This is a genomic window from Flavobacterium sp., assembly GCF_965657075.1.
Lineage (GTDB): Bacteria > Bacteroidota > Bacteroidia > Flavobacteriales > Flavobacteriaceae > Flavobacterium.
Window position 1 is genome coordinate 28,034 of sequence record NZ_CBFHMV010000018.1, and the last position, 25,687, is coordinate 53,720.

Sequence of the window (25,687 nt, forward strand, 5' to 3'; positions counted from 1 at the left end):
CTTACTATGAGTAATTTTAACTTGAATCATAAAGAACAAAAAGGATATTTAATATTACTCTTGTTAGTTTCTCCTTTTTTAGCATTATTTAATATTTTAAAGCTAAAAAATGAAAAGGAAATAACCTTTTTTGGCACGCTTTTTTTCGGTTTAATAGGAAGTGTTTATGTTTATACTGAAGGGAATGACGGACAAACTCATAGGTCGCAAATAATAAACAATTATCTGGAAATGACCCTAACAGAATTTTTAAAGAATTCTTATGATATTTTAACCTTTAATTCAACTCAAGTTACCGATATTTATTCACATAGTCTGTTTTATATTTCAGGGTCTATATTTCAAATGCCCGTCTTATTACATTTTTTTGCAGGTTTAGTCTTGGGTTATTTTTTTACTAAATCGGTTTTGTTAGTTTTAAATAGTAATTTAAGAGTTAAAAAGAATTATATTATTCTTGGATTTATTTTTTTATTTCTTTTAATAAGAAGTATTTCGGCCTTAAATTCCATCAGAATGTGGACTGGAATGTGGGTTTTTTTTTATGGAACTTACGGATGGTCTATAACTAAAGAGCGAAAGTATTTGTACTTTATTTTATTTTCAATGTTCGTTCACTTTTCTTATGCAGTTATTTTAATTCCAGCTATTGTGGCTTATGCCATTCGAAATTTTAAATGGCTGTTAGTCATTATTTATGGTGTTTCTTTTTTTACTTCAATAGGTTTTTCATCGATTGCATCCTATATTCCAAAAGCTGATTTATTTGAAACAAAACAACAACAGTATGCCATAGATTCTGAAGATAAGGCAAAACGTTTTGAAGTAAATAAAAAAATAAGTAATGAAATAATTAAAAATAAAAGTTTATATGCAGGTAAAGGGCAATCTATTTATTTGGATTATAGTATTGTCGGATTAACCATAATATTATTATTTTTTTATCTTAAAAGGACTTCAAACATCAATTTTGAATTTTTAATTTCTACGGGCACTGGTTTATATGCGTTTTCAAATTTTATGGCTTTTTCACCCGCACTACAAGGTAGAACAAAAATGATCGCAGCTACATTTCTATTAGCTGCAGCAATTCAGTTACAATTCACTTTGAAAAGTTATAACTTAAGTTCAAAAACTAAACATAAATTGGATATGGGATTCGTTGTTTTTTTAGTATCATCAATTCCTATGGTATTGTTTCAGATATCCTATATTATTTCATGTTTTAGTTTTTTTTTATTGTTATTTCCTCAGATTTCATGGGTTATAGGTGATAATGATTTATCCATCCGTGATGCAATAGGATTTATAATTGACTAATAATTTTAATAGACTACAAATGAACATAGTTCTTTTTTTAGAGCAATCTTTTGATCCTCATGCAGGAGGAGCGCAGCGAAGTACCTCCAAATTAGCAGAAATATTTAAATACTTTGGCCACAATGTTGTGCTAATCTCTTCCTCAAATAAGCCGTCAGTTGTTACAAGTTGGTTAGATATACCTATTTATCATATCAATACTAAAAAGGATAAGTTGCTTTTTAAGCAGATTTTGGATGAAAAAAATATTTCAGTTATACTTAATAATGCTGGTGAATCTATGACGTCCACAAAATTTTTATTAAACAATAAGGCTAATAATATTAAAATTATAAATTTATTAAGAATTAATCCTTCAAATTTCTACGATAATCACAAAGATTATATTGGCTTATTTTTTAGTAAGCGTAATTTAGGTTTTTTGAACAACTTTATAGTACGAAAATTGTGGTTGGCATACCATATTTTAAGAATACGAAATGAATTTAACTATATCATTAATAATACGGAAGCATTTGTAATGCTCTCAGATCGATTTAAAGAAGATCTTTATTCATTAGCCCCTGGTTTAAGGAAATATCATAATAAAATTTACGGAATAACAAACCCTTTTGAATGCCCGAAGATAAATATTCAACAAACAATAGCAGAAAAAGAAAACATTATTTTGTTTGTTGGAAGGTTGCATATAGTGCAAAAACGAGTAGATCTACTTATGGAAGTTTGGAAAAAATTACATGAAACCTTTCCTGAATGGAAGTTTTGGGTGGTAGGCTTTGGAGATAGCAAGTCCATGATGGAGAATTATTGTCTACAAAATAAACTAGATCGGGTTACTTTTTTTGGTAAAGACAATCCCAATGATTATTATAAAAAAGCAAAAATATTTCATATGACTTCGGCTTTTGAAGGTTTTGGAAATGTACTGATAGAAGCTCAAAGTTATGGCTGTGTGCCAATTTTATTTAATTCGTATTCAGCAGCTCCAGATATTGTAACTGATAAAATTAACGGAATTCTAGTCGATCCTTTTAATATTGATAGGTATGTAAATGAAACGAAAGCACTAATTAATAATTCTGAAAGATTAAATAAAATGGCTTTAAATGCCTATGAAAATGTTAGTAGATTTTCTTATGAAAAAACGTATGAAAAATGGGTTGCAGTTTTTAAGTCAATGCATTAGTTAATAAAGATAATCTTCAACAATTTAAATACTTTTAGTTTATGAACTCAAAAGTTTATAATAATCTAACCTTCTTATTAAGTACTATTTTAGGATAGAATTAAATTATACAAATATATTTTAATGAATTTCAAAACCAAACTAGCTAAAAATTATATCAACTTTCGAGGTTGGAAAACAAACCGTAAAATTGTAGTCATCGAATCAGATGATTGGGGCAGTATAAGGTTGGCCTCAGAGGATGTTTTAAATAAAATTAAAAATATTGATAGTGAAACACTTAATTCGTCAAGAAAATATTATGATGGTTTAGAAAGAACACAAGATTTAGAATTTCTCTTCGAAGTCCTTTCAAAATTTAAAGATATCAAAGGCAATCATCCTGTTATCACCGCACTAACATTAACATCTAACCCTGATTTTAAAAAAATACTTGCTTCCAATTATCAATATCACACAGAATCAATAATTGAAACTTATAAAAATCACGAAGAAAACAACTTATTTAATCTGTGGAAAAATTCGGGGATAAAAAATAATTTATTATTTCCACAATTTCATGGAAAAGAACATCTTCATCCTGAACGTTATCTTTCAAGAGTTAAAGATTTAAATGATTTGGAGCATGAGGCTTTTAAAAATTCCTCGATTTTTGGCAAATCTTCAAAAACAAGGGATAAAGATTTTTTAGCGTCTTTTGAATATCAAAATGAGCATGATAAAAAAAATATTGAAAAACGAACCGAAGAGGGTTTAAATCAATTTGAAGCGTTATTTGGTTTTAAATCCAAATCTTTTTGTCCATCGCAATCAATTTATGGGGAACATCTTTTCGGCACTTTAAAAAATAACGGAGTGCTTGCAATTCAAGCTGGCCAACAATTTAGACCAGAAAATTTAAGATTAAAAAAAGTAGATCATTATTGGGGTGACACCTTAAACGGTCTGCTGTTCTGGAGAAGGAATTGTACGTTTGAAACTTATAAAGGAGATAATCAAGATCATGTTGGGCAATGTTTAAAAGAGATTGAAATAGCCTTTAGATGGGGAAAACCCGCTGTAATTAACAGCCACAGAATTAATTTCACAAGCAGACTTACACCAGTTTTAAGGGATAAAACATTGTCAGATATAAATTTATTACTAAAAATGATTTTAAAAAAATGGCCGGATGTTGAATTTATGAATAGTAGTCAGCTTGCAGAAATAATGGCAAACATTAAATAAAATTTTGAAACAAACTCTTAAAAAGCACTTAGTAAATTGTCGAGGTCCAAGGCTTAAACAAAAGTTTTTAGTTTTTGAATCTGACGATTGGGGTGCAATTCGTATTCCAAATGTTGAAGTACGTGAGATATTATGGGAAAATAATTTAACAAAAAAAACCGATCCATTTTCGAGATTCGATGCTTTAGAATCAACAGAGGATTATCAAGCTTTATTTGATGTTTTACTTAAATTTAAAGATCAAAAAGGAAATCATCCATTAATAACTGCAAATTTTATTTTAAATAATCCCGACTTTAATGCTATCAAGACTTTAGATTTTATAGAATATAAGTCAGAGTCTTTCTTAAAAACATATAGCAGGTATGAAGGAAATGAAAAGGCTTGGGAAACTTTGCAATTAGGTATTTCACAAAATTTAATGAAACCTCAATTTCATGGTACTGAACATTTGAACGTAGTTCGATGGATGCAATTTTTGAAAGACAATAATGAAGGATACAAAACAGCTTTTGATCTAAATTGTTACGCTATTGATGACCTAACCGCACAAAATAGAAGAAGTAATTTGATGGCTGCTTATGATTATAATTCTAACGATGAATTAAATTATATTCAAAAAAGTGTTGTAGAGGGTTTACAACAGTTTAAATATATTTTTGGGTTTGCCTCTCAAACAACTATAGCGCCATGTTATGTTTGGAATGATAAAATAGAACAAATTTTTTATGATGAAAACATCAAGGGCTTCCAAGGGTCTTTCTTACAAAATATTCCTAATAGCAGTAAGTCTTTTCAAAAAAAATACCGCTATACGGGTCAAAAAAACAATCTAAATCAAACTTATTTAGTTAGAAATGGGTTGTTTGAACCTAGTATTAATGATAAAGTAAATTGGGTCGATAAGTGTTTGGAAAGTATAGAAATTGCTTTTAAATGGGGAAAACCAGCCGTAATTGGCTCGCACAGAATTAATTTTGCGGGGCGACTTGATGTAGAACAAAGAAACAGCAACTTGAAACATTTTGAATTACTTATTAAGAAGGTTTTACAAAAATGGCCAGATGTATATTTTGTAAGTTCAGAGCAACTATTTAAACTTTTATTAGAAAATGAATAAAACTAGAAATATAGTTGCAAAGTTAATGGCTTTCTATTATCAATGGACATTACCAAAATCAAGTATTTTAAAAATAGGAAAGCAAAGTATTTTATTTGCAAAATTCAAAGTTAAAGGGAAAAATAATAGAATCAATATTGGTGAAAATTGCACTTTAAAAAACACTATAATTGAAATTTCAGGAGATAACAATTTAATTTCGTTAGGTAACAATGTAAAAGCATACGAAGGATTAAAAATACTAATTGAAAGTACTAATTGTGAAATTAAAATCAGTGATAAAACCACTATTGGATCTGCAAAAATGCAATTAGCTGAAAAAAACACAAAAATTAGTATTGGAGAAGACTGCATGTTTTCTCGAGAAATAACAATTAATACATCTGATTTTCATTCTATAATAGATTTAAAGTCTAATTCCAGAATAAACCCAGCAAAAGATGTAATTATTGGCAATCATGTTTGGATAGGAAATGGTTGTTATTTAAACAAAGGAGTTATTATTGGTGATAATTCAATAGTAGCAGCTAGAAGTGTCGTTCCAGGAAAAAATTATGAAAACAATATTCTTTTAGGTGGAGTACCTGCTAGATTGTTAAAATCGGAAATAAATTGGGACAGAAAAATTGTTTAGAAATTTTGATTTAAATAGCTACACTGATAAAATACGCCTCTTAAGATTCAAAATTAAAGTAATAATCTAACATGAAAATACTTATTGTTGCTCCATCAAGAAAAATTGGAGGTATAGAAAGGGCCTTGTCAGTACTTGCCAATGAATGGGCTAATCAAGATTTTGAAGTGGTTTATGTAACATGTTTAAAAAGCGAACCATTTTATCAACTGCATGAATCTATTAAAATTGTGGAGCCTAAATTTAAAAGAGTGGGAGGTTTGTTGAACAAATTGTTGTTTTATCCGCGCTTGTTGTTTTTTATTCGTAGAACTGTACAACAAAATTATCCCGATAAAGTGTTGGTATTTGGTGATTGGTTTAGTCCTATTACTTTACTAGCTTTATGGAAGTCTGGCTTTCCAGTGTATATATCTGATCGTACGATACCCAATTACCCTTTTTCATTTCCAATTCCTCAATTAAAAAAATGGTTGTATCCTTCCTCTGCTGGTTTTATTGCACAAACAGCTCGTGCTAAGGTCTATAAAGAACAAATTTTTGGTTCACAATTACGTATTCAAGTTATCCCTAATGCTTTACCTGAATTATCAGTAATAACTACGTCTACAGTGAAGCATGAATGTAAAATTATTTACGTGGGTCGTTTTGCTTGGGAGAAAGACCCTGAACTCTTGATTCGTTCTATGGTTTCTTTGGTGGCTCGCTATCCGCTATGGAAATTAGAAATGGCAGGTACAGGTCCGTTGTTGTTGTCTATGAAGTCTCTTGTAAAAGAATTAAATTTAGAGTCTAATGTTTTTTTTCTTGGTAATGTGCAGGAGGTTGCTGCCCTTTACAGTTCTACTCAAATATTGGTGCTGCCATCGGTCATCGAAGGTTTTCCTAATACACTTATAGAAGCTATGTCGTTTGGTTTACCTTGTGTTTGTTTTAACGATATACCTTACGAAGCTATTATTACTGATGGTGTAGATGGTTTAGTAGTTTCGCAACGTTCTCCCGAACATTTGGCAAAAGCTATAGAAAAATTAATTGAAGATAAAGCATTAAGAGAAAGAATAGGTAGTAATGCCAAAACCTCTGTACATCGTTTTGCCAAGGAAAAAATTACTCAAGAAATTTTAGAATTTATGAAGTCATGATGAATACCTTATTATACTTATATTTCAAATTACCACACGATCGAAGTTTTGGTATCATTTCTAAAATAACAAACCGACTGGCCGCTAGAATACTAAAACGTATATTAGACAGAAAGGTTCCTAACTATTTTTTAAGAACGCTGGATAAGTTCCCTTCAGGAGTTAATCAATTACCACGTGAAAACAAGCTTATTGTTTCTTTTACATCGTTTCCAGGTCGTATAGCCGATGTTTGGATTGTAGTAGAGTGTTTGTTTAGACAAACCTATAAAGCGGATAAAATTATTTTATGGCTTGATCAGGAAAAATTTGATATTGATACACTTCCTCCACTCTTAAAAGCTCAAACGAAAAGAGGTTTAGAAATTAGGTTGGTGGAAGATTTACGTTCCCATACTAAATATTATTATGCTTTAAAAGAGTTTACAAATTCTTATGTAATTACAGTTGATGATGATTGCTATTACCCGGAAACTTTAATAGAAAACTTGATGGAAATTAATAAAGCATATCCTAATTCCATCGCATCTAATAGAATTCATAAATTGGTATTTAAGGATAATTTAATAGTACCTTACCAAAAATGGTCTCATAATTATAGTCCAAAAAACACTGTAAATGGGGACTACTTGTTAACAGGGGTTAGTGGCGTTTTATACGCACCAAGTATTTTTGATGCCTACTTTTTTGATACTTCCGTTTTTATGGAGAAATGTATGTTTGCAGATGATATGTGGTTAACTATTAATGCCTTTCGTATGAATATTCCTATTGCTTCCAACAGTACTTTTAATAAAGATATGATAGCGATTTCTAAAAGTGGTGCTGTTCGACTACTAAATTACAATTCAAGAGGTAGCGGCAATGATGTGCAGCTTAGAGCTGTTCTAGATCATTTCAATATGGGGAATTTAGAAAATTTTAAAAAAGAATAAATCCTAATAAAAAAATTAAAAGCAATAAAAACCGTGGAGTAAATACTTCGTTTTTGGTGCAAGTTTCATTAAAAAGCAAAACGAATTGTTGTTAAATTTCAATAAAGTATTTGCTATCAATATCATTAATTTTGAACTGAATAGATAAATTAATTTTGTCGAAACTATTGTTACGGTAAATGAAGTTGAAACCTTATTCAAAGTTGACTAAGTTGTTAATATTAGAATTGCTGCTGATTATTAAAAATGTATAAGATTTTAATTTATAAGTAAAAAATGAAAAAAGCTATAATTGTTAGTGGGTATTTTAATCCTATACATAAAGGACATATTGAATATTTTAATTGTGCCAAATCATTTGGTGATGAATTATTTGTAATTATTAATAATGATCATCAAAGAGCATTAAAAGGTTCAAAAGAATTCCAACTTCAAGACGAGAGATTATTTATAGTATCCAATATCAAAAATGTAGATAAAGTATTTTTATCCATAGACACAGATAGAACCGTTATTGAAACGATAAAATATATTAACGAACATTTTGGTTCAAGCTATTTATTGGTTTTTGCTAATGGAGGAGATCAAAACAATAACTCTATTCCAGAAGCTGTTGTATGTAAGCAACTTAATATTCAATTGTTAGATGGATTGGGTGATAAAATTCAATCATCTTCTTGGCTTTTGAAAAAATAATATCAAGTTGATAACATTATATTTTGTCTGTATTTCATGCAGTTAGAATAAAAATTAATTCATTTAATGATTATACAATATTTGGAGGTTTTCCTTCAAAATATTTAAAAAAGATATCAATTACATTAGAAAAAAATCACCTTATGAATAATTTTAAACATAATTAGGGAATCGATGAAGCATAAAAAACTCATCATAGGAATTACTGCTGAAGGTTCTGTAAACTTGCTTTTAGGTCAACTTACTTTTTATAAATCTCAAGGCTATAAAACTTATTTATTGGCACCTTACAGCGAAAGATCGGCTGCATTTTGTAAAAATGAAGGGTGCGAGCATTTAATTATTAATATTGAAAGAGAGATTTCTCCATTAAAAGATCTAAAAACATTATGGGCCATATTAAAAATATTTAGAAAAATCAAACCTGATATTGTAAACTTAGGTACTCCTAAAGTTTCGCTTTTAGGAATGTTGGCTGCATATGTTCTGGGTGTACCAAAACGTATTTATACTTGTCGTGGATTTAGATTTGAACACGAAAAAGGAATGAAGAGAAGATTGCTAATAGCGATGGAAAAAATCACTTCTTTGTGCGCTCATCAAGTTATTTGTATAAGTGACTCAGTTCAAAAATTAGGAATTGAATCGAATATTTTTCCAATCAAAAAAGCTAATATTATCAACAAAGGCAGTAGCAACGGTGTAAATTTAGATTTATTTAATCCTTTAAATCAGTCGTACATTGATAAAAAACAAGACATTATTAATAAATATGATTTAAAAGATAAATTTATTTATGGCTTTTTAGGTAGAATAGTGGATAGAAAAGGAATTAATGAACTTTATAATGTTTTCTGTAAAATATATAAAGAAAATCAAAATACTAGATTGCTTTTAGTAGGTCCTTTTGAAACAGATCAAATTTCTAACAAAAACTTGTTAGAAAAAATAAACAGGCATCCTGGTATTGTAAATGTAGGTCGCGTTTTACAAGATGAAGTTCCACCTTATATCCTTGCTTTAAATGTCTTTGTTTTACCTGCATGGTGGGAAGGTTTTGGTAACGTCCTAGTTCAAGCAGCAGCTATGGGAGTCCCTGTAATTAGTACTACAGGAACAGGTACAATTGATGCAGTTTCTAATAATTTTAATGGTGTTTTAGTAACTCCAAAAGTAGAAGCAGAACTTGAATCTGCTATGAAAAATCTATTATCTAACAGCGAAACAACGCTTCAATATGGTAGAAACGGCTTAGAATGGGCAAAAAACTTTGAGAGAAGTATCATTTGGAATGGTATCAACAAACTTTATACAAAAACAGAGTAAGTTTCTCATATTTAAATAGGTATTGAATTTTAACTAGTGCTCTTACATTTATTAATAATATTTTAATTATAAACAAAAACAAAACAATCATGGAACAAAAATTTATTGAATTATTTAAAGAAGTTTTGGAGGCTGAAGACCAAGATATAATTTTAACTGACAAATTTAGAGATTTTGATAATTGGGACTCTTTAACCAATCTATCTCTTATAGCAATGATAGATGATGAGTTTGGTGTTCATATTCAACATAGTGATTTTAAAAACCTAACAACAATTACAGATCTTATTGAAACTATTAAATCAAAGAATAAATCATCTTTATAAGAACTTAGTAGTTTATGAAAACAATTTTTAGTCTTTCTAACAAAAATATTCTAGTAACTGGTGCATCTTCAGGAATTGGAAGGGCAATTGCGATTGAAAATTCAAAACAAGGTGCTAATATAATCGGCACAGCAAGGAGCGAGCAAAAATTATTAGAAACTAAAGAAATGCTATATGAGGGTGAACATTTATTTATAAATGCAGACTTAAGTGATGAGGCTAGTTTAGACGAATTGGTTCAACAACTTCCTTTGCTAGATGGAGTTATTTTAAATGCTGGAATTGTTAAAACAATGCCTGTTAAGTTTATAAAAAAAAACACTTTAGATTACATTTTTAATGTAAATATTCAAAGCTCCATCTTATTGATTCAAAAACTATTAAAACATAAAAAAATCAATTCTGGAGGTTCTGTTTGTTTTGTTTCATCCGTTGCAACTCAAAAAGCTACCGTCGGAAATGCCATGTATATAGCAACTAAAGGAGCTGTAAATTCTTTTGCAAAGGCTCTAGCACTTGAACTAGCACCAAAACAAATTAGGGTGAATGCGATCCTGCCCGGTTTTGTAGAAACTAATATTTTGGACGAAAATGGTATTAGTGCAGATCAATTAGAAATACATAAAAATAATTATCCAATTGGTAGATTTGGAACACCAGAAGACATTGCCTTTCTATCCATCTACTTAATGGCAAATGAATCTAAATGGATGACAGGTAGTTTATTAACAATTGACGGAGGCTTTTCACTAAAATAATATGAAAAATTTAATAATTATTGGGGCAGGTGGACTGGCTAGAGAAGTATACGATTTAGCCTTAATATGTTCACAAAATGAAACTCTTTTTAAGATAAAAGGGTTTATAAGTAAGGATGATACCGGAATTGAATCCATGGGATATCCTAAAATTATTTCCAATCCAGAAGATTATGTTGTTCAAAATGACGATTGCTTTTTTTGTGCTATTGGCGATGTAAAAATAAGGAAACGTGTTGTAGAACATATAATTGATAAAGGTGGCGAATTTATAAACTTAATTCATCCAACAGCTATACTTTCACCTAGTGTAAAATTGGGAATAGGAATAGCAATTAAAAGTCATTGCGTCATTTCTAGTGATGTAGAAATTGATAGTTTTTCATTTTTACAAAGCTCTGTGATCATGGGCCATGATGTTAAAATCGGAAAATTTTGTCAAATAAATTCATTTGCTTTTCTAGCAGGATATGTTAGAGTTAGTAATACAGGTACTATTAATGCTGGTGCAAAATTACTCCAAAATGTTGTTGTTGAAGAACATGCTATAGTTGGAATAGGTAGTGTTGTAATTTCTAAAGTAAAAATGGGAACGACAGTTTTTGGAAATCCTGCCAAAAAAATCAATTTTTAAATAGTTTTTAAATGGTAAAATTTGAACATCAATCAATCAAAATAAAAGCTCTTGCTAGTGCTTTACCATTTACAGAATCTCAACATTCTGTAGATGAGCAAACCAGTTCTGATTTAGGATTTGAAGCTGCATTACAAATAATAAATAAATATCAGATTGATTTAAATACCATTGGCATATTGCTTTTTATTTCTAAAACAGCTGACTATCGTGGACCAGCTACAGCATTAGTTTTGCATAACCGACTACAATTACCAATAGATTGTTTAGCTTTTGATGCACCTGTTGGAGCTTGTGGTTTTGAAACGGCTTTAAATGTTGGTTCTTCTTTATTAAAAACTAATAATACAAAGTATGCCTTATGTATTTTTGGAGATACTACTTCAAAGCAACTTTCGGATGGTGATTATTTAAAAAGTGAAATTGTTGATGCTGCATCTGCAGTACTTTTGGAAAAATCATATTCTGATGATTTGTTAACGATTGAGAATTTATCATTAAGCAATCACTGGCAAAATTATGTAATACCTTCAGGTGGATTTAGGACAAATAATTTATTCAATCATTTAGTCAACAAAAGAGAAGATCAATCTAAAGAAAATCTTCACATAGATTTTTCACAGATTGACAATGCATTTGAAGTAAAAATAACCAATATAATCTCTGACAAGCTAAAGCAAAATTCTTTTAAACCTGTTATTTTAGTTAATTCATGGAGTAAAAATTCAGCAATGGCTATACAAGAAATGTGTACTCTAAACAATTTAACGTGTCATTTTACAGAAACTAATCCTTATGCTTTTTCAGCCTCTATCCCTTTATTGATTGAGAAAATTTTCGAAAATGAAACTCAAGAAATTATTGATATCATGACCATAAGTTTTGGTGAAGGATTATCAATGGTTACATCAGAGTTCAAAATCCAACAATCAGCTATTTTAAAAACAATCAAAACAAATAGTTTTTTTGATAATGGCTTTGTGTCGCATGAAATGTAAAAACCAAAATAAACAATATGATTTTAAGTAAAATAAATAATATTAAAATTTCTGGAGTTTCTGTTGCACTACCAACTACGCAAATAGAAAGCCAATCCTTTTATAATCAGTTTGGTAAAGATAATGTTGATAAATTTATTGAAATGACAGGTGTTAAGAGCGTTTGCCGTTCTGTTCCTGAGCAAACAGCTTCAGATTTAGGTTATTTATCTGCAAAACAACTTATAAATGAAAGAACTATAGACGTATCTGAGATAGGTTTATTAATTTTTGTAAGCCAAAAGCCCGATTATCGAACACCAGCGTCTTCTTATATAATTCACGAAAGATTGGGTTTAAGTGAAAACTGTATGTGTTTGGATATTAATTTAGCCTGCTCAGGATTTCTTTTTGGATTACAAACGGCTATGAGTCTTTTAAATTCATCCAATGCAAAAAAAGCATTATTAATCACCGCTGATACTTCTGTTAAAACAATTTCCGAACACGATCGAACTATGATAATGCTCTTTGGTGATAGTGGTTCTACCTTATTGTTAGAAAAAACGGACGAAAACATACAAACAAGTTTTGCTGTTCGTTCAGATGGAAGCCGATTCAAGAGTATTATTACACCAGCAGGTGCTTACAGAAATCTTAATGCTCCAGTTGATTCTGTAAGTTGGAGTGATGGTATCATAAGATCAGACTATAATACCCACATGAAAGGAATGGAAGTATTCGGATTTTCGATTTCTGATGTTCCCAACCTAATCGCTGATTTTTTACAAGAAAGAAATAAGACACCAGAAAATTATGATCATTTTATTTTGCACCAAGCAAATCTTTATATTTTAAAGCAACTATCTAGAAAAAATAAAATCCCGATGTCTAAAATTCCAATCTCTTTAGATAGATACGGAAATAACAGCAGTAACTCTATCCCACTTGTTTTAGCAGATCATTTTTCTGATACAGAAGATCTTACTATGAATTTGTTTTTTAGTGGATTTGGTGCTGGTTTGTCATGGGCTTGTGCAGATGTAGAAATTAATACAAATGCAATTTTACCTGTTCTCTTTACCGATGAATATGATTTAAGGTTCAACTAAAAGCTATTAAGAGCTCAATTATTAATTAAACAAAAAATGACCTTAGGTCAATTACTTTCAAAAATAAATAAATATGGAAAATTTAGAGAAATACATAACTGTTTTTAAGGATGTATTTGAAGTTCAAGATGATGTACTTAATGATTCATTTTCATCAGATAATATTGATAATTGGGACTCAATTACACAATTACATTTGGTAACATCTATTGAAGATGCCTTCGATGTGATGATTGATACAGAAGATATTTTGGACTTTAAATCTTTTGAAAACGGAAAAATAATTCTAAAAAAATACAATATAATTTTAGAACAATAATAAAATGGAGCATAGATTGTTGGCAAACAAAATTTGTATCGTTACCGGAGCTTCCAAAGGTATTGGAAAGGCCGTTGCAACTCTCTTAGCTAAGAATGGCGCAGTTGTATATGCTACAGGAAGAGACATAGATGCTATAAAAGATTGGGCTTTAGAGGTTTCAAATACTTATCACACAAGAGTAGTTCCTTTAGGTTTAGATGTAACGGATTATGATACAGTAAAGAAACAAATTCTCGAAATAAAATCAAAAGAAGGTCAAATTGATGTATTGGTTAACAATGCTGGAATGGTTACCTATGAAATGATTCCAATGATTGATATGAATCAATTTAATAAGATGTGGGAAGTAAATGTTACAGCTGTACTATTTTTAACACAGTTAGTATCACGAATAATGTCGCGACAGAAAAAAGGTTCAATTATAAATATTTCAAGCTTGGTGGGTGAAAAAGGAGCTTCTGGTCAAACCGCTTATGCAGCAACTAAAGGGGCAGTCATTGCTTTAACAAAATCAGCAGCAAAAGAACTAGCACCTCAAGGAATTAGAGTTAATGCTATAGCACCTGGAATGGTAGCAACAGATCGTTTTTTAAATGAAATGGAATCAAAATTTAAAAATAAAACAGAGGCTATTGGTATGGGCAGATTAGCTGAACCAGAGGAAGTAGCTGAACTTTGTGTTTTTTTAGCTTCTAATGCATCGGCCTACATAACTGGTCAAGTAATAGGGATTGACGGCAGTATAGTGATTTAAGCTAATAAAATCGTAATTAATAATTTGTTGGTTGAAAAAACACCAATAATTAAAAAATGCGATACCACACGTTACCCTAAAAAAAAAATAACAGATGAAATGTTTTTATAATTTACATCAACACAATCAAGAACAAATAGCCTTATTAGATGAGCAAAATTGTGCACTAACCTATGGTGAATTATCCAATTTTGTTAACTCATTTAAGGATCTAATTCCTAACAGATCACTGGTTTTTCATTTTTCTGAGAATTCAACGCCTTCAGTAGCCCTTTATTTAGCCTGTTTATCTAATCGTGTAGTTCCAGTTTTATTGAATCCTCAAACAAATAGAGAATTAATAGATAAGCTGTTAAATAATTACCAACCACACTATTTAATAATTCCCGAAAAAATGTGGAGTTGGTTTACTACCACTGTGGTTCATGAGTATAATAATTATAGAGTTATAGAGTATTCTCAAACTAAAATAATGCTGTTTGAAGATCTAGCTTTGTTACTTCCAACGTCTGGTTCTACAGGAAGTCCTAAAATGGTGCGTCACAGCTATCAAAACATTTTTACAAGCGCTTCTAATGTTGCTTCTTTTTTTGAATTGAATAAAAATGACCGTCCATTAGTTGTATTACCAATGTATTACACCATGGGCTTGTCGGTAATAAACAGTCATTTAGAGGTAGGAGCAACATTATTACTTTTTAATTCTTCAATGACCGATAAGTCATTTTGGAACAGGCTTAAAAACGAAGCGCCAACAAGTATAACAGGTGTTCCCTATACTTTTGAGATTCTTAAAAAATTGCGGTTTTTTAAAATGCAGTTTCCCTCATTAAAATTAATCTCACAAGGTGGCGGAAAAATGGCCGAAGATTTATTGCAAGACTGTATTCAATATGCAAAAGATAACAATTTAAAGTTTATTCCAACTTATGGTCAAACAGAAGGAACAGCTCGAATGGCTTTCCTTGAAAGTGATGAAGTTGAAAGAAAGAAAGGAAGTATTGGAAAAGCAATTCCCAACGGAAAATTAGCAGTTATTAGTGATCAAGGAATAATTTCAACAGAAGGCGAGGCTACAGGTGAAATGGTTTTTCATGGACCAAATGTAACACTTGGTTATGCAGAACATATTTTAGATTTAAATAAAGGAGATGAACGAAAAGGATATTTAGAAACTGGTGATATAGTTAGAAGAGATGATGAAGGATTTTATTTTATTATAGGTCGTAAAAGCAGATTTTTAAAACTATTTGGATTGCGCGTTTCATTAGATGAGTTAGAATCATTAATTAAAGATCAATTTCATTTAGAATGTGTATGTAAAGGAAATGATACTTTCATGACGGTTTATATATCGTCTGAAAATCTTTTGTCAGATGTGAAAGAATTTATTATTCAAAAAACAGGCTTGTATCATAAATGTATTATAGTCAAATATATTGCTGTGTTTCCTAGAAATGAAGCAGGAAAAATATTAATGAATGCCATTGAAGATTGATAGATTCATAAATCCTTACAAAGAATCTAATACTTACTTAGTACCTATTGGTGATGATAAAATTGTAATCATTGATTTAGGAAATTATCCAATAGAATTGCTTAATGACTATTTTATAAAAAACAATAAGCAACTAGCAGCAGTTTTTCTAACACATGAACATTCTGATCATTGTTCGGGTATCAATGAACTTGCAAAGTATCATGATTTTGATTTGTATTGTTCTCAACCATGTGCAATAAATATTGAAAATGAAAAGCAGAATCTTTCTTTTTATATTCCTGGTATAGAACCTTTTAAAGTTGTTTTGAAAAAGAAAATTGTACAAGATGGAGACCTCTTAAAGTTCAGCGATGTTGCATTTGAAATAGTGACATCACCGGGTCACAGTTCAGGTAGCATTTGCATCTTTATTAATGAATTTGTGTTTACAGGTGATACAATTTTGGAAAACAAAAAATCGTACTTAGGTTTTCCACACAGTAACAAATTAGAGTACCATAATTCTATAAACAAGTTAATCCATCGGATAAACAACCTAACCATTTTACCTGGACATGGTGAAAAGTTTAAAGGTGAATCCAACGAATTAAAAAAATACGCCCTATAAATTCCTCCAAATAAAATTTAATAATGCATTCAAACTATTTTTATGTAAAACGTTTTTGTGATGTTCTTTTTGCCTCACTGGGGCTACTTGTATTAGTGCCTTTTTTGCTTCCCATAATCATTCTTTTAAAATATACATCAGAGGGAGAAGTATTTTACAAACAAGAACGAATTGGTACCAATAGTAAAGCTTTTTATATTTTGAAGTTTGCAACTATGCTTAAGAATAGTTCCAATATTGGAAACAAAAATTTGACCGTTAGAAATGACCCAAGAGTAACACCAATTGGACGATTATTAAGAAAAAGTAAAATTAATGAATTACCACAGTTATGGAATGTTTTAATTGGTGATATGTCATTTATTGGTCCACGACCGTTGCTCTCTAAAGGCATTGGGATGTATACAGAAGAGGCTCGAAACCAAATACTTTCAATTCGACCTGGAATTACTGGAATAGGTTCATTAATTTTTAGGGACGAAGAACAACTGGTTACTTTATACAACCAAAAGGGATATGATACTAAAGAATATTACCAATTGCATATATTTCCTTTCAAAGGGGAAGTAGAGCGTTGGTACGTTAGCAGACAATCCTTTTGGTTAGATATTAAAATATTGTTTGCTACTTTTTGGTCAATAGCAACAAATAAAACAAATTTCATCTTTAATTTATTTCCTTCATTACCAAAACGACCAGTATTTTTAACTCTAAATTATCTGTCAAAATTATAAAAATATGATCCCATTATCAGTACCTTTTCTAAACGGAAACGAATGGAAGTATGTAAAAGATTGTCTGGATACGGGCTGGATTTCTTCTGCTGGTTCTTATGTCAATCAATTTGAACAACAAGTTGCAGCTTATGCTGGAGCTAAATATGGTATAGCTTGCATGAACGGAACAGTCGGTTTACACATTGCTCAAATGCTGTCTGGTGTATCGACTGGTGATTATGTTATTGCGCCAAACATCACATTTATAGCTACATTAAACGCCATTAAATATACTGGAGCTTCACCCATTTTAATAGATTTAAATCCAAAAACTTGGCAAATGGATTTGAATCTTTTAGAATCTTATTTAAAAGAAAATACAATTGAAAAAGAAGTTGAAGGAATTTTCTATTCTTTTCACAAACTTACCAATAAACGCATCAAAGCAATTATGCCTGTTCATGTATTAGGAAACATAGGGGATATGCATCACTTACAAGAAATTGCAACTACTTTTCATCTCGATATTATTGAAGATAGCACTGAAGCACTGGGCTCTTTATTCAAAGGGAAACACGCTGGAAGTTTTGGAAAATTTGGTGTTTTTAGTTTTAATGGTAATAAAATAATCTCAACTGGAGGTGGTGGAGTTATTGTAACAAACGACGAAGAATTAGCAAAAAAAGCAAAGCATTTAACTACACAAGCCAAAGTAAGTGCTATGGAATACATTCATGACGAAATAGGTTACAATTATAGACTGGTAAATGTTTTAGCCGCTATTGGTGTGGCTCAAATGGAAGAATTTCCAGTACTTTTAGAAAACAAAAAGCGAATGGATCAATTCTATCGTTCTGAACTTTCTGGAATTGGTGATATTGAATTTCAACTCGTTTCTCCTGATGTGGAAGCCAATTGTTGGTTGTTCACATTTAAAACGCAACACATGCGTGAACTTTTAAGTTATCTCAACGATAACGGTGTACAATCGCGTCCTTTTTGGGTACCGATGAATCAATTGGAAATGTTCAAAGAAGATATTTACGTTTCAATGGACGACCATTCTAATCAAGTATATCAAACTTCAATTAGTATTCCAAGTTCGGCTGGAATTACATTAGCAGAAATGGAAACTGTAGTAAAAACCATTAAATCATTTTATTCAGCACTTTAAAATTAAAAAAATGAACATCATTGATATTCCAAGATTTATAAAAGAGTACATAACTAAAAGACCAACAAGTTTATTTGCTCCAGATATTGAAAAGTATAAACAAGAATTATCTGAAATAATTCAAGGAAAGAATGTTCTTGTCATTGGAGGCGCTGGTACAATCGGCTCTTCTTATATTAAAGCAGTTTTGGCTTTTAAACCAGGAAAACTTGTTGTTGTAGACACTAACGAAAATGGATTAACCGAACTTACTAGAGATTTAAGAAGTACACCAAATCAGTTTGTCCCGGAGCAATACATTACTTATCCAATGAGTTTTGGTGATTCTGTTTTTGAAAAAATGTTTTTGACTCATGGACCTTTTCATATAGTAGCTAATTTTGCTGCTCACAAACATGTACGAAGTGAAAAAGATCAGTTTTCTATCGAAGCCATGATTGAAAACAATGTTTTTAAAGCAAAATCTTTTTTAGATTTATTATTAAAACACAAACCGGAACGTTTTTTCTGTGTATCTACAGATAAAGCTGCTAATCCAGTGAACGTTATGGGAGCTTCCAAAAAATTAATGGAAGAGGTAATCATGGCTTACAGTTCGGAAATACAAATTACAACTGCTCGTTTTGCTAATGTTGCTTTTTCTAATGGGTCTCTATTAGCGGGATATATTGAACGTTTATTTAAAAATCAACCCATTTCTTGTCCTAACGATGTTAAGCGATTTTTTGTCTCACCTGAAGAAAGTGGACAAATCTGCATGCTCGCTTGTATGTTAGGTAAAAGTGGAGAAATTTTTTTCCCAAAATTAGAGGAAGAAGAACAAGTTTATTTTAAAGCAATAACAGAAGATTTTTTCAAAGCCTCAAATCGTGAAATAGCCTTATGCAACTCTGATGAAGATGCAAGAGTTAAAGCACTTACTTTAAACGAATCAGTACCTTATCCAGTCTACTTTTTCACTTCTGATACTTCAGGTGAAAAACTTTATGAAGAATTTTATACGGATTCTGATGAGGTAGATTTACAACAATTTGAAAGTTTAGGAGTCATTAAAAATGCGCGAAAACTTCCTATGGAAGCCATCGAAAAGTGCGTGAATGATTTGCATCAACTTATGAATTCTGGCAATTATGATAAGCAAATTATCGTAGAAAATTTAAAAAAATATCTTCCTGATTTTCAGCATATTGAAACTGGAAAAGGCTTAGATCAAAAAATGTAATCTTATGTATTTAATCTTTAAACGTACTAGCGATATTTTATTGTCATCGCTTTTAATACTTATTCTTTCCCCTTTATTAATTCCAATCATTATTGGTTTAAAACTTACAGGTGAAGGCTATATCTTTTACAAACAAGAAAGAGTGGGGTACAAAAATAAAATTTTTTATATACTCAAGTTTGCAACCATGTTAAAAAACAGTTCCAATATGGCTGGTGGCATTATTACAACCAAAAAAGATCCAAGAATTACCCCTATGGGTGGATTTTTAAGAAAAAGTAAAATTAATGAATTACCTCAATTATTTAATATTTTTTTAGGCGACATGAGTTTCGTGGGTCCACGACCGGTCATGTCAATAAGTTTTAATGCTTATCCTGAAAAAGTTCAAGCAGTAATTTATAACGTTAAACCTGGCCTTACAGGAATAGGATCTATTGTTTTTAGAGATGAAGAAGATTTAATTACACAAGTAAAAAACAGAGGAGAAGATACTTGGGATTTTTATTCCAATAAAATATATCCTTTTAAAGGGGAATTAGAAATTTGGTACCAAAAAAATCAAACTTTATGGGTAGATTTCAAGATAATAGTAGTAACTGCTTGGGTTATTCTTAGTACGGAAAGTAACTTAGTTTACAAAACATTTAAAACTTTACCAAAAAGAGAATTTTAAAATTTATATATGTGTGGAATTATAGGTTACATTGGACATAGAGAAGCTTATCCAATTATCATAAAAGGATTAAAGCGATTAGAATATAGAGGATACGATAGTGCAGGTTTAGTCTTATATGACGGAACTGACTTAAAAATGTCAAAAACCAAAGGAAAAGTTTCTGACTTAGAAGCAAAAGCGGAACAAGAAGAAACAACAATTGGAAAAATAGGAATGGGACATACTCGTTGGGCAACACATGGTGTTCCAAATGATGTAAACTCACATCCGCATTTTTCAAATTCAGGAAAATTAGTAATTATTCATAATGGAATTATTGAAAATTATGAGCCATTAAAAATTGAATTAATTAAAAGAGGTTATACTTTTAAATCAGATACTGATACAGAAGTATTAATTAATTTAATTGAAGAGGTTAAGAAAAATGAAAATTGCAAATTAGGAAAAGCAGTCCAAATAGCCTTAAATCAAGTAGTTGGTGCTTATGCTATTGCAGTAATAGATCAAGAAAAACCAAATGAAATAGTCGTAGCTCGTTTAGGAAGTCCATTGGCTTTAGGAATAGGGGAGAACGAATATTTCATTGCTTCTGATGCTTCTCCATTTATTGAATATACTTCAAATGCTATTTATTTAGAAGATGAAGAAATGGCTATTGTACGTCTTCATAAACCAATCAAGGTTCGTAAAATTAAAGATGATTCTTTAGTTGACCCATACATTCAAGAACTTCAAATGAATTTGGAGCAAATTGAAAAAGGAGGTTATGATCACTTTATGATGAAAGAAATTTACGAACAACCAAGTGTTATAAAAGATACTTACAGAGGAAGACTTCATGCTAATAAAGGAATAATCCGAATGGCTGGAGTTGAAGACAACCTTGAAAAGTTCACTAACGCAAAAAGAATATTAATCATAGCTTGTGGAACTTCATGGCATGCTGGATTAGTAGCAGAATATATTATTGAAGAATTTGCAAGAATTCCAGTTGAGGTTGAATACGCTTCAGAATTTAGATACAGAAATCCTATTATCAATAAAGATGATGTTGTAATTGCAATTTCTCAATCAGGCGAAACCGCAGATACTTTAGCCGCTATTAAATTAGCTAAAGAAAACGGAGCATTTGTATTTGGTGTTTGTAATGTTGTAGGTTCGTCTATTTCTAGAGAATCTCATGCAGGTGCTTATACGCATGCTGGACCAGAAATTGGAGTGGCTTCTACAAAAGCTTTCACTACTCAAATTACTGTACTAACAATGTTAGCTTTACGTTTGGCTAAGGCAAAAGGAACGATGAATAATTCTGATTATCAAAGATATTTATTAGAATTAGAATTAATTCCAGAAAAAGTTGAAGAAGCGCTTCAAACGAATGAAGTGGCTAAACAAATTGCTGCAATTTATAAAGATTCACCTAATTGTTTATATTTAGGAAGAGGTTATAATTTCCCTGTGGCTTTAGAAGGAGCTTTAAAATTAAAAGAAATCTCATACATACACGCAGAAGGATATCCAGCTGCAGAAATGAAACACGGTCCAATTGCTTTAATTGACGAATCAATGCCTGTTGTCGTAATTGCTCCAAACAAAGGACATTACGATAAAGTAGTAAGTAACATTCAGGAAATTAAATCAAGAAGCGGAAAAATCATTGCAGTTGTCACCAAAGGAGATACTCAAGTTAAATCTCTAGCAGATCATTTCATTGAAATACCTGAAGCAACAGAAGCCTTAACACCATTGTTGACTACAATTCCTTTGCAATTATTATCTTATCACATAGCAGTTATGAGAGGTTGTAATGTGGATCAACCAAGGAATTTAGCAAAATCGGTGACTGTCGAATAACAAAAACAAAGCGAAATTGAAAGATTTCGCTTTTTTATTGCAAAATAACAACTGAATATGCTCTTTATATTTAGTTCATCATTACTTAAAAGTATTTACTTTTACTATTTATTTGATTTTTTGATAATAAATAGTAACTCTTTATTTTAATGATTGTTACAAGTTTTCAAATTTTATTTTACTTCTGTAAATTGGAAACTGTATTTGCTTTATTTTTATTTAACTGTCAGACTTAAAATTCTTACAAAAAATATAAAAATAGCCGTAAAAACTTTACATTATTCATTAAAACCTCCCACTTATTAATTTCATCTACAACCTATCAAATTATAGTTTTAAATTTAATTTAATATTAGATAATAAGTTAACCTATTTGCACTGAGATTATTTTTTATAAATAATAAATTTTGGGGTTTAAAAATTTTTGCTCGGTGCATAGGTTTTATTAAATATAAATAATTCATTTGAAATTACTAATTGAATTTGAGTTGTATTATTTTCTTCAAAGTAGAAAATAGTTCTTCATTTATTTTAAATGATTGGTATTTAGTTTGATTTATTTTAAATGTAAATAATGGAAAAAAGGGATATTCATATTCAAAACACTTTCAATACATTTGGAAGTTTACCTTTGGTAAAGGTTAAAGAAAATAAATCTACTTTTTTTTCTCAAATTCCATTTTTACCTATTATAAAAACACCCATTTCAATTTATTAAAGAATGATATAAAAAAAAATGCGATTGATTAAAAAAAGAGATTTGTTTTTTAATTATTTTTATATTGTTAGTTCCTCCCTATTATTTGTTGTTTTTTTTAAATTGAATTTCATCAATCTATCGATTTTTGTTACTACTAATGTTCTATTTTTAAAGTTTTTTAAAATTTACAAATACGAACTTCTTATCTACTACAAAGACGCTCATTTTACAAAAATGGCTGTCCTTAAAAGTGAAATTAAGGAAGTGAATGAAACTATTCAAATCATAAATAAAAAAAGTTCTTCCTAGTAATTATTTTTTTAATGTATTTATAAGTAGTTCATAAATTTCTAAAATCCCATGCATTAAGTCCTAATAAAGGCACTCAATTTTACCCGTAAAGTATTTTAGACCAATATTAAACCTAACACAATTTTTAAGATGTTTTTTAAACTTTACAAGGCTATCTTTTCTAAATTTTAAACAATTTTAAGGCTGCCAAGCTTCATTTTTTTTGTGTTTTATTTATTATATTTTATTCAATAAATAGATAAAAAAAACTAAAAACGTTAAAGAATATTTAAAATAAATACAATTTTACTTAAAAAAAAACTTAATTATTTATATTTTTTTTAACAATAAAATAGTAGGAATTTTGTACCTTGTTCTGATATAAATTTTGTAAAAATTAGATTATATTTTTAATAAAAACTTTATAAAAATATAATTTATTTAGTAATAAAACCTGTATGTCATGAGAAAATTATCGGCTCTGATTATAGAAGATGAATCAGAAAACATTTCGCTATTAGAATTATATTTAAAAAAATATTTTAAAGAAATTGAAACGATCTTTAGTTCAAACCGATTGGATGAAGGTACGAGTATATTTTTGGAACATCGACCCGATATTTTATTTTTAGACATCAAGCTGGATGATGATACTACTTCATTTGAATTATTAGATAAGTATAATATTGGAAATGCTCAGGTTATATTCATAACTTCACATGAAAAATTTGCTTTAAGAGCTTTGAACAGAGATAATGTGTCCGCTTATTTGATTAAGCCTATTATTAAAGAAGAATTAATTAATGCTGTAACAAAAACAATTTCCAAATTTAATTTAGAGGTACAAAACAAAAGCAGTAATAAAGAAAGCAATACCTCTAATTTTATAGCTGTTTCTTCAATTGATAAAATAGATTTAATAAAAGAACAAGATATAATTTCGTGTTCTGCTCACGGCACTTATACTGTTATTAAAACTAAAAACAAAGAATATACCTCTTCAAGAAATTTAGGATTATATGAAGAGCTGCTTTCACCAAGTAGTTTTTTTAGAATACATCATAAACACATTGTGAATTTAAATCATATCAAATTCATCAATAAAATGGATGGTTATTTTTGCGAAATGAAAAATGGAGATAATTTACCTATATCCAAAAGAAACCAAGAAAAATTCAGTAAATTCATTAAGCTGAAACTTTAAAATTCGTATTTCTTTACCTAAAATCATTCCTCTTTTATAATTACAATCTGTTAATTAAAGCAATTGAACTAGAGATAAAGTATTTCAATAAAAAATGAACATCCTACAATGTGTAAGAAATAACACGTGTCTGTAATCTGAATAATCTCCTTATCACGAAAATTTAGATATAAAACATTTTTATATTAAAACCATTTTCTTATTAAAATAAAACCACATAAATTTTCAAAAGTAAATAGCGGCAATGGATTTTCTTCAATTCATTTTGGCTAATTATTAATTAAATCACCTTTAACAATCTAATTTATAGCAACTTAATTTTTATTAATGAATAAATTTTAAATTGTTTTAATGATGAGTATTATTCTTGGTGCAAATTAAAAAATCTGTTGTAAATACTTTTCTAGATGATGCAATAAAATTTAAAATAGTAATTTCTTTAAATCCTGATTATATGGAAATTAAGCCTTAATTTCACTCAAACAAATAATGTTTAAAACCTTAGACACTATGTTTTAACAAATTTAAATAGCAAAAAAAATGGATACTAAAAAAAGAGAATATTCAATCAACCTTAAATTTGATAGCATTACAATTCCTCCTTTTAAAGATATTTTAATATTAGGAACAGAATGCATTCATGGCAGACTTGGTTTAGAAAAAGGATTTCAATTACTTTCAATTGATTTGTTCAAAGTAATAGAAGTTGACGATAGTGAAACTGTAGCGTTTATTTTTATCAATAACTATCTATTAAAAAAAATACCGCAAAGTGAAATTTTAGCAATTTTAGAAGAAAATGTGTTTCCTTATATGTTGTCTGATGAAACCATAAGATTAGAACTGGATTTTAACATTACAGTAAAAAACATAAAAGGGAGTTTAAATTAATCATGATCAATAGTCTAACTACAAATAAGGAATTTCATATAATCAACGAGTTCAGTCATATTAAATCTATTGACAACAATCACCTTAAGAATTCTTTTTTTGTTGTTACCGATGACGATGACAATTACAAAGGACTTCTTAGTAAAGTAGATTTAATGCTAAAACCTCACTTTATAGTTGGTGACTGCATCTCGAAAAGACCAAGAATAGAGAATACTGCAAGCTTAGAAGATATTTTAAACGTATTCAATGAGAATCGGTTTGATGAATATCCTGTTTTTGAAAAAGGTGTTTTTAAAGGTGTGTCTTGTCCTGAAAAAAGTTGACTAAATATTAAATAATATGTCAACAAAAAAGAAAATTTCAAAAATTCCGA

Annotated in this window: 27 protein-coding genes; all 27 read left to right on the plus strand. The window is 29.6% G+C overall.

What is annotated here, in order from left to right; translation table 11 throughout:
* Nucleotides 1–6 precede the first annotated feature (6 nt).
* The 27 genes from ACTF56_RS10145 (at nt 7) to ACTF56_RS10275 (ending at nt 25,637) form a co-directional block, all read left to right on the plus strand.
* Nucleotides 7–1,320 carry a hypothetical protein gene (locus tag ACTF56_RS10145; RefSeq protein ID WP_438966792.1) on the plus strand — a complete coding sequence of 438 codons (1,314 nt, stop codon included), beginning with the start codon at nt 7–9 and terminating at the stop codon, nt 1,318–1,320.
* 19 nt (nt 1,321–1,339) lie between these two features.
* On the plus strand, nt 1,340–2,506 hold the full coding sequence (locus ACTF56_RS10150) for a glycosyltransferase (RefSeq protein WP_438966793.1): 1,167 nt from the start codon (nt 1,340–1,342) through the stop codon (nt 2,504–2,506).
* A gap of 123 nt (nt 2,507–2,629) precedes the next feature.
* Nucleotides 2,630–3,733: a hypothetical protein gene (locus ACTF56_RS10155; protein ID WP_438966794.1), complete on the plus strand. Its 1,104-nt coding sequence runs from the start codon at nt 2,630–2,632 to the stop codon at nt 3,731–3,733.
* A 4-nt stretch (nt 3,734–3,737) separates the two neighbouring features.
* Entirely contained in the window at nt 3,738–4,853 is a 1,116-nt protein-coding gene (locus tag ACTF56_RS10160; protein ID WP_438966795.1) for a hypothetical protein, read from the plus strand.
* Nucleotides 4,846–5,487, plus strand: coding sequence for an acyltransferase (locus ACTF56_RS10165; protein ID WP_438966796.1), 642 nt, complete (start codon nt 4,846–4,848; stop codon nt 5,485–5,487). Before ACTF56_RS10160 ends, ACTF56_RS10165 begins: the two co-directional genes overlap by 8 nt.
* Before the next feature lie 71 nt (nt 5,488–5,558).
* Nucleotides 5,559–6,632: a glycosyltransferase gene (locus tag ACTF56_RS10170; protein ID WP_438966797.1), complete on the plus strand. Its 1,074-nt coding sequence runs from the start codon at nt 5,559–5,561 to the stop codon at nt 6,630–6,632.
* A complete protein-coding gene (locus ACTF56_RS10175) occupies nt 6,629–7,567 on the plus strand; it encodes a glycosyltransferase family A protein (protein WP_438966798.1) in 939 nt (312 codons plus the stop codon). The genes ACTF56_RS10170 and ACTF56_RS10175 overlap by 4 nt, the downstream gene beginning before the upstream one ends.
* Before the next feature lie 276 nt (nt 7,568–7,843).
* A complete protein-coding gene (locus ACTF56_RS10180) occupies nt 7,844–8,263 on the plus strand; it encodes an adenylyltransferase/cytidyltransferase family protein (RefSeq protein WP_438966799.1) in 420 nt (139 codons plus the stop codon).
* 174 nt (nt 8,264–8,437) lie between these two features.
* On the plus strand, nt 8,438–9,589 hold the full coding sequence (locus ACTF56_RS10185) for a glycosyltransferase family 4 protein (protein WP_438966800.1): 1,152 nt from the start codon (nt 8,438–8,440) through the stop codon (nt 9,587–9,589).
* Between the two features lie 89 nt (nt 9,590–9,678).
* Entirely contained in the window at nt 9,679–9,915 is a 237-nt protein-coding gene (locus tag ACTF56_RS10190) for an acyl carrier protein (RefSeq protein ID WP_438966801.1), read from the plus strand.
* Between the two features lie 14 nt (nt 9,916–9,929).
* A complete protein-coding gene (locus ACTF56_RS10195) occupies nt 9,930–10,673 on the plus strand; it encodes an SDR family NAD(P)-dependent oxidoreductase (protein WP_438966802.1) in 744 nt (247 codons plus the stop codon).
* Between the two features lies 1 nt (nt 10,674).
* Nucleotides 10,675–11,307, plus strand: coding sequence for a NeuD/PglB/VioB family sugar acetyltransferase (locus ACTF56_RS10200; RefSeq protein WP_438966803.1), 633 nt, complete (start codon nt 10,675–10,677; stop codon nt 11,305–11,307).
* 11 nt (nt 11,308–11,318) lie between these two features.
* Nucleotides 11,319–12,305 (plus strand): hypothetical protein, encoded by a 987-nt coding sequence (locus ACTF56_RS10205; protein WP_438966804.1) that lies wholly within the window; start codon nt 11,319–11,321, stop codon nt 12,303–12,305.
* A gap of 17 nt (nt 12,306–12,322) precedes the next feature.
* Nucleotides 12,323–13,396, plus strand: coding sequence for a ketoacyl-ACP synthase III (locus tag ACTF56_RS10210; RefSeq protein ID WP_438966805.1), 1,074 nt, complete (start codon nt 12,323–12,325; stop codon nt 13,394–13,396).
* A 73-nt stretch (nt 13,397–13,469) separates the two neighbouring features.
* Nucleotides 13,470–13,715: a hypothetical protein gene (locus ACTF56_RS10215; RefSeq protein WP_438966806.1), complete on the plus strand. Its 246-nt coding sequence runs from the start codon at nt 13,470–13,472 to the stop codon at nt 13,713–13,715.
* 4 nt (nt 13,716–13,719) lie between these two features.
* Nucleotides 13,720–14,472: an SDR family NAD(P)-dependent oxidoreductase gene (locus ACTF56_RS10220; RefSeq protein ID WP_438966807.1), complete on the plus strand. Its 753-nt coding sequence runs from the start codon at nt 13,720–13,722 to the stop codon at nt 14,470–14,472.
* Nucleotides 14,473–14,566: 94 nt separating this feature from the next.
* Entirely contained in the window at nt 14,567–15,970 is a 1,404-nt protein-coding gene (locus tag ACTF56_RS10225; protein ID WP_438966808.1) for an AMP-binding protein, read from the plus strand.
* On the plus strand, nt 15,954–16,580 hold the full coding sequence (locus ACTF56_RS10230) for an MBL fold metallo-hydrolase (RefSeq protein WP_438966809.1): 627 nt from the start codon (nt 15,954–15,956) through the stop codon (nt 16,578–16,580). The genes ACTF56_RS10225 and ACTF56_RS10230 overlap by 17 nt, the downstream gene beginning before the upstream one ends.
* Nucleotides 16,581–16,603: 23 nt before the next feature.
* Nucleotides 16,604–17,314, plus strand: coding sequence for a sugar transferase (locus tag ACTF56_RS10235; protein ID WP_438966810.1), 711 nt, complete (start codon nt 16,604–16,606; stop codon nt 17,312–17,314).
* Nucleotides 17,315–17,318: 4 nt separating this feature from the next.
* On the plus strand, nt 17,319–18,470 hold the full coding sequence (locus ACTF56_RS10240; protein ID WP_438966811.1) for a LegC family aminotransferase: 1,152 nt from the start codon (nt 17,319–17,321) through the stop codon (nt 18,468–18,470).
* A gap of 10 nt (nt 18,471–18,480) precedes the next feature.
* Complete coding sequence (locus ACTF56_RS10245; protein ID WP_438966812.1) at nt 18,481–19,692, plus strand: polysaccharide biosynthesis protein; 1,212 nt, start codon at nt 18,481–18,483, stop codon at nt 19,690–19,692.
* 4 nt (nt 19,693–19,696) lie between these two features.
* The gene (locus ACTF56_RS10250) at nt 19,697–20,368 is read left to right on the plus strand and encodes a sugar transferase (RefSeq protein WP_438966813.1); all 672 of its coding nucleotides are present in this window, start codon (nt 19,697–19,699) and stop codon (nt 20,366–20,368) included.
* Between the two features lie 9 nt (nt 20,369–20,377).
* Entirely contained in the window at nt 20,378–22,225 is a 1,848-nt protein-coding gene (gene glmS, locus ACTF56_RS10255; protein WP_438966814.1) for a glutamine--fructose-6-phosphate transaminase (isomerizing), read from the plus strand.
* A 574-nt stretch (nt 22,226–22,799) separates the two neighbouring features.
* Nucleotides 22,800–22,943: a hypothetical protein gene (locus ACTF56_RS10260; RefSeq protein ID WP_438966815.1), complete on the plus strand. Its 144-nt coding sequence runs from the start codon at nt 22,800–22,802 to the stop codon at nt 22,941–22,943.
* 736 nt (nt 22,944–23,679) lie between these two features.
* On the plus strand, nt 23,680–24,420 hold the full coding sequence (locus tag ACTF56_RS10265; RefSeq protein ID WP_438966816.1) for a LytR/AlgR family response regulator transcription factor: 741 nt from the start codon (nt 23,680–23,682) through the stop codon (nt 24,418–24,420).
* Between the two features lie 540 nt (nt 24,421–24,960).
* Complete coding sequence (locus tag ACTF56_RS10270) at nt 24,961–25,311, plus strand: hypothetical protein (RefSeq protein WP_438966817.1); 351 nt, start codon at nt 24,961–24,963, stop codon at nt 25,309–25,311.
* A 2-nt stretch (nt 25,312–25,313) separates the two neighbouring features.
* Nucleotides 25,314–25,637, plus strand: coding sequence for a hypothetical protein (locus ACTF56_RS10275; protein ID WP_438966818.1), 324 nt, complete (start codon nt 25,314–25,316; stop codon nt 25,635–25,637).
* Nucleotides 25,638–25,687 lie beyond the last annotated feature (50 nt).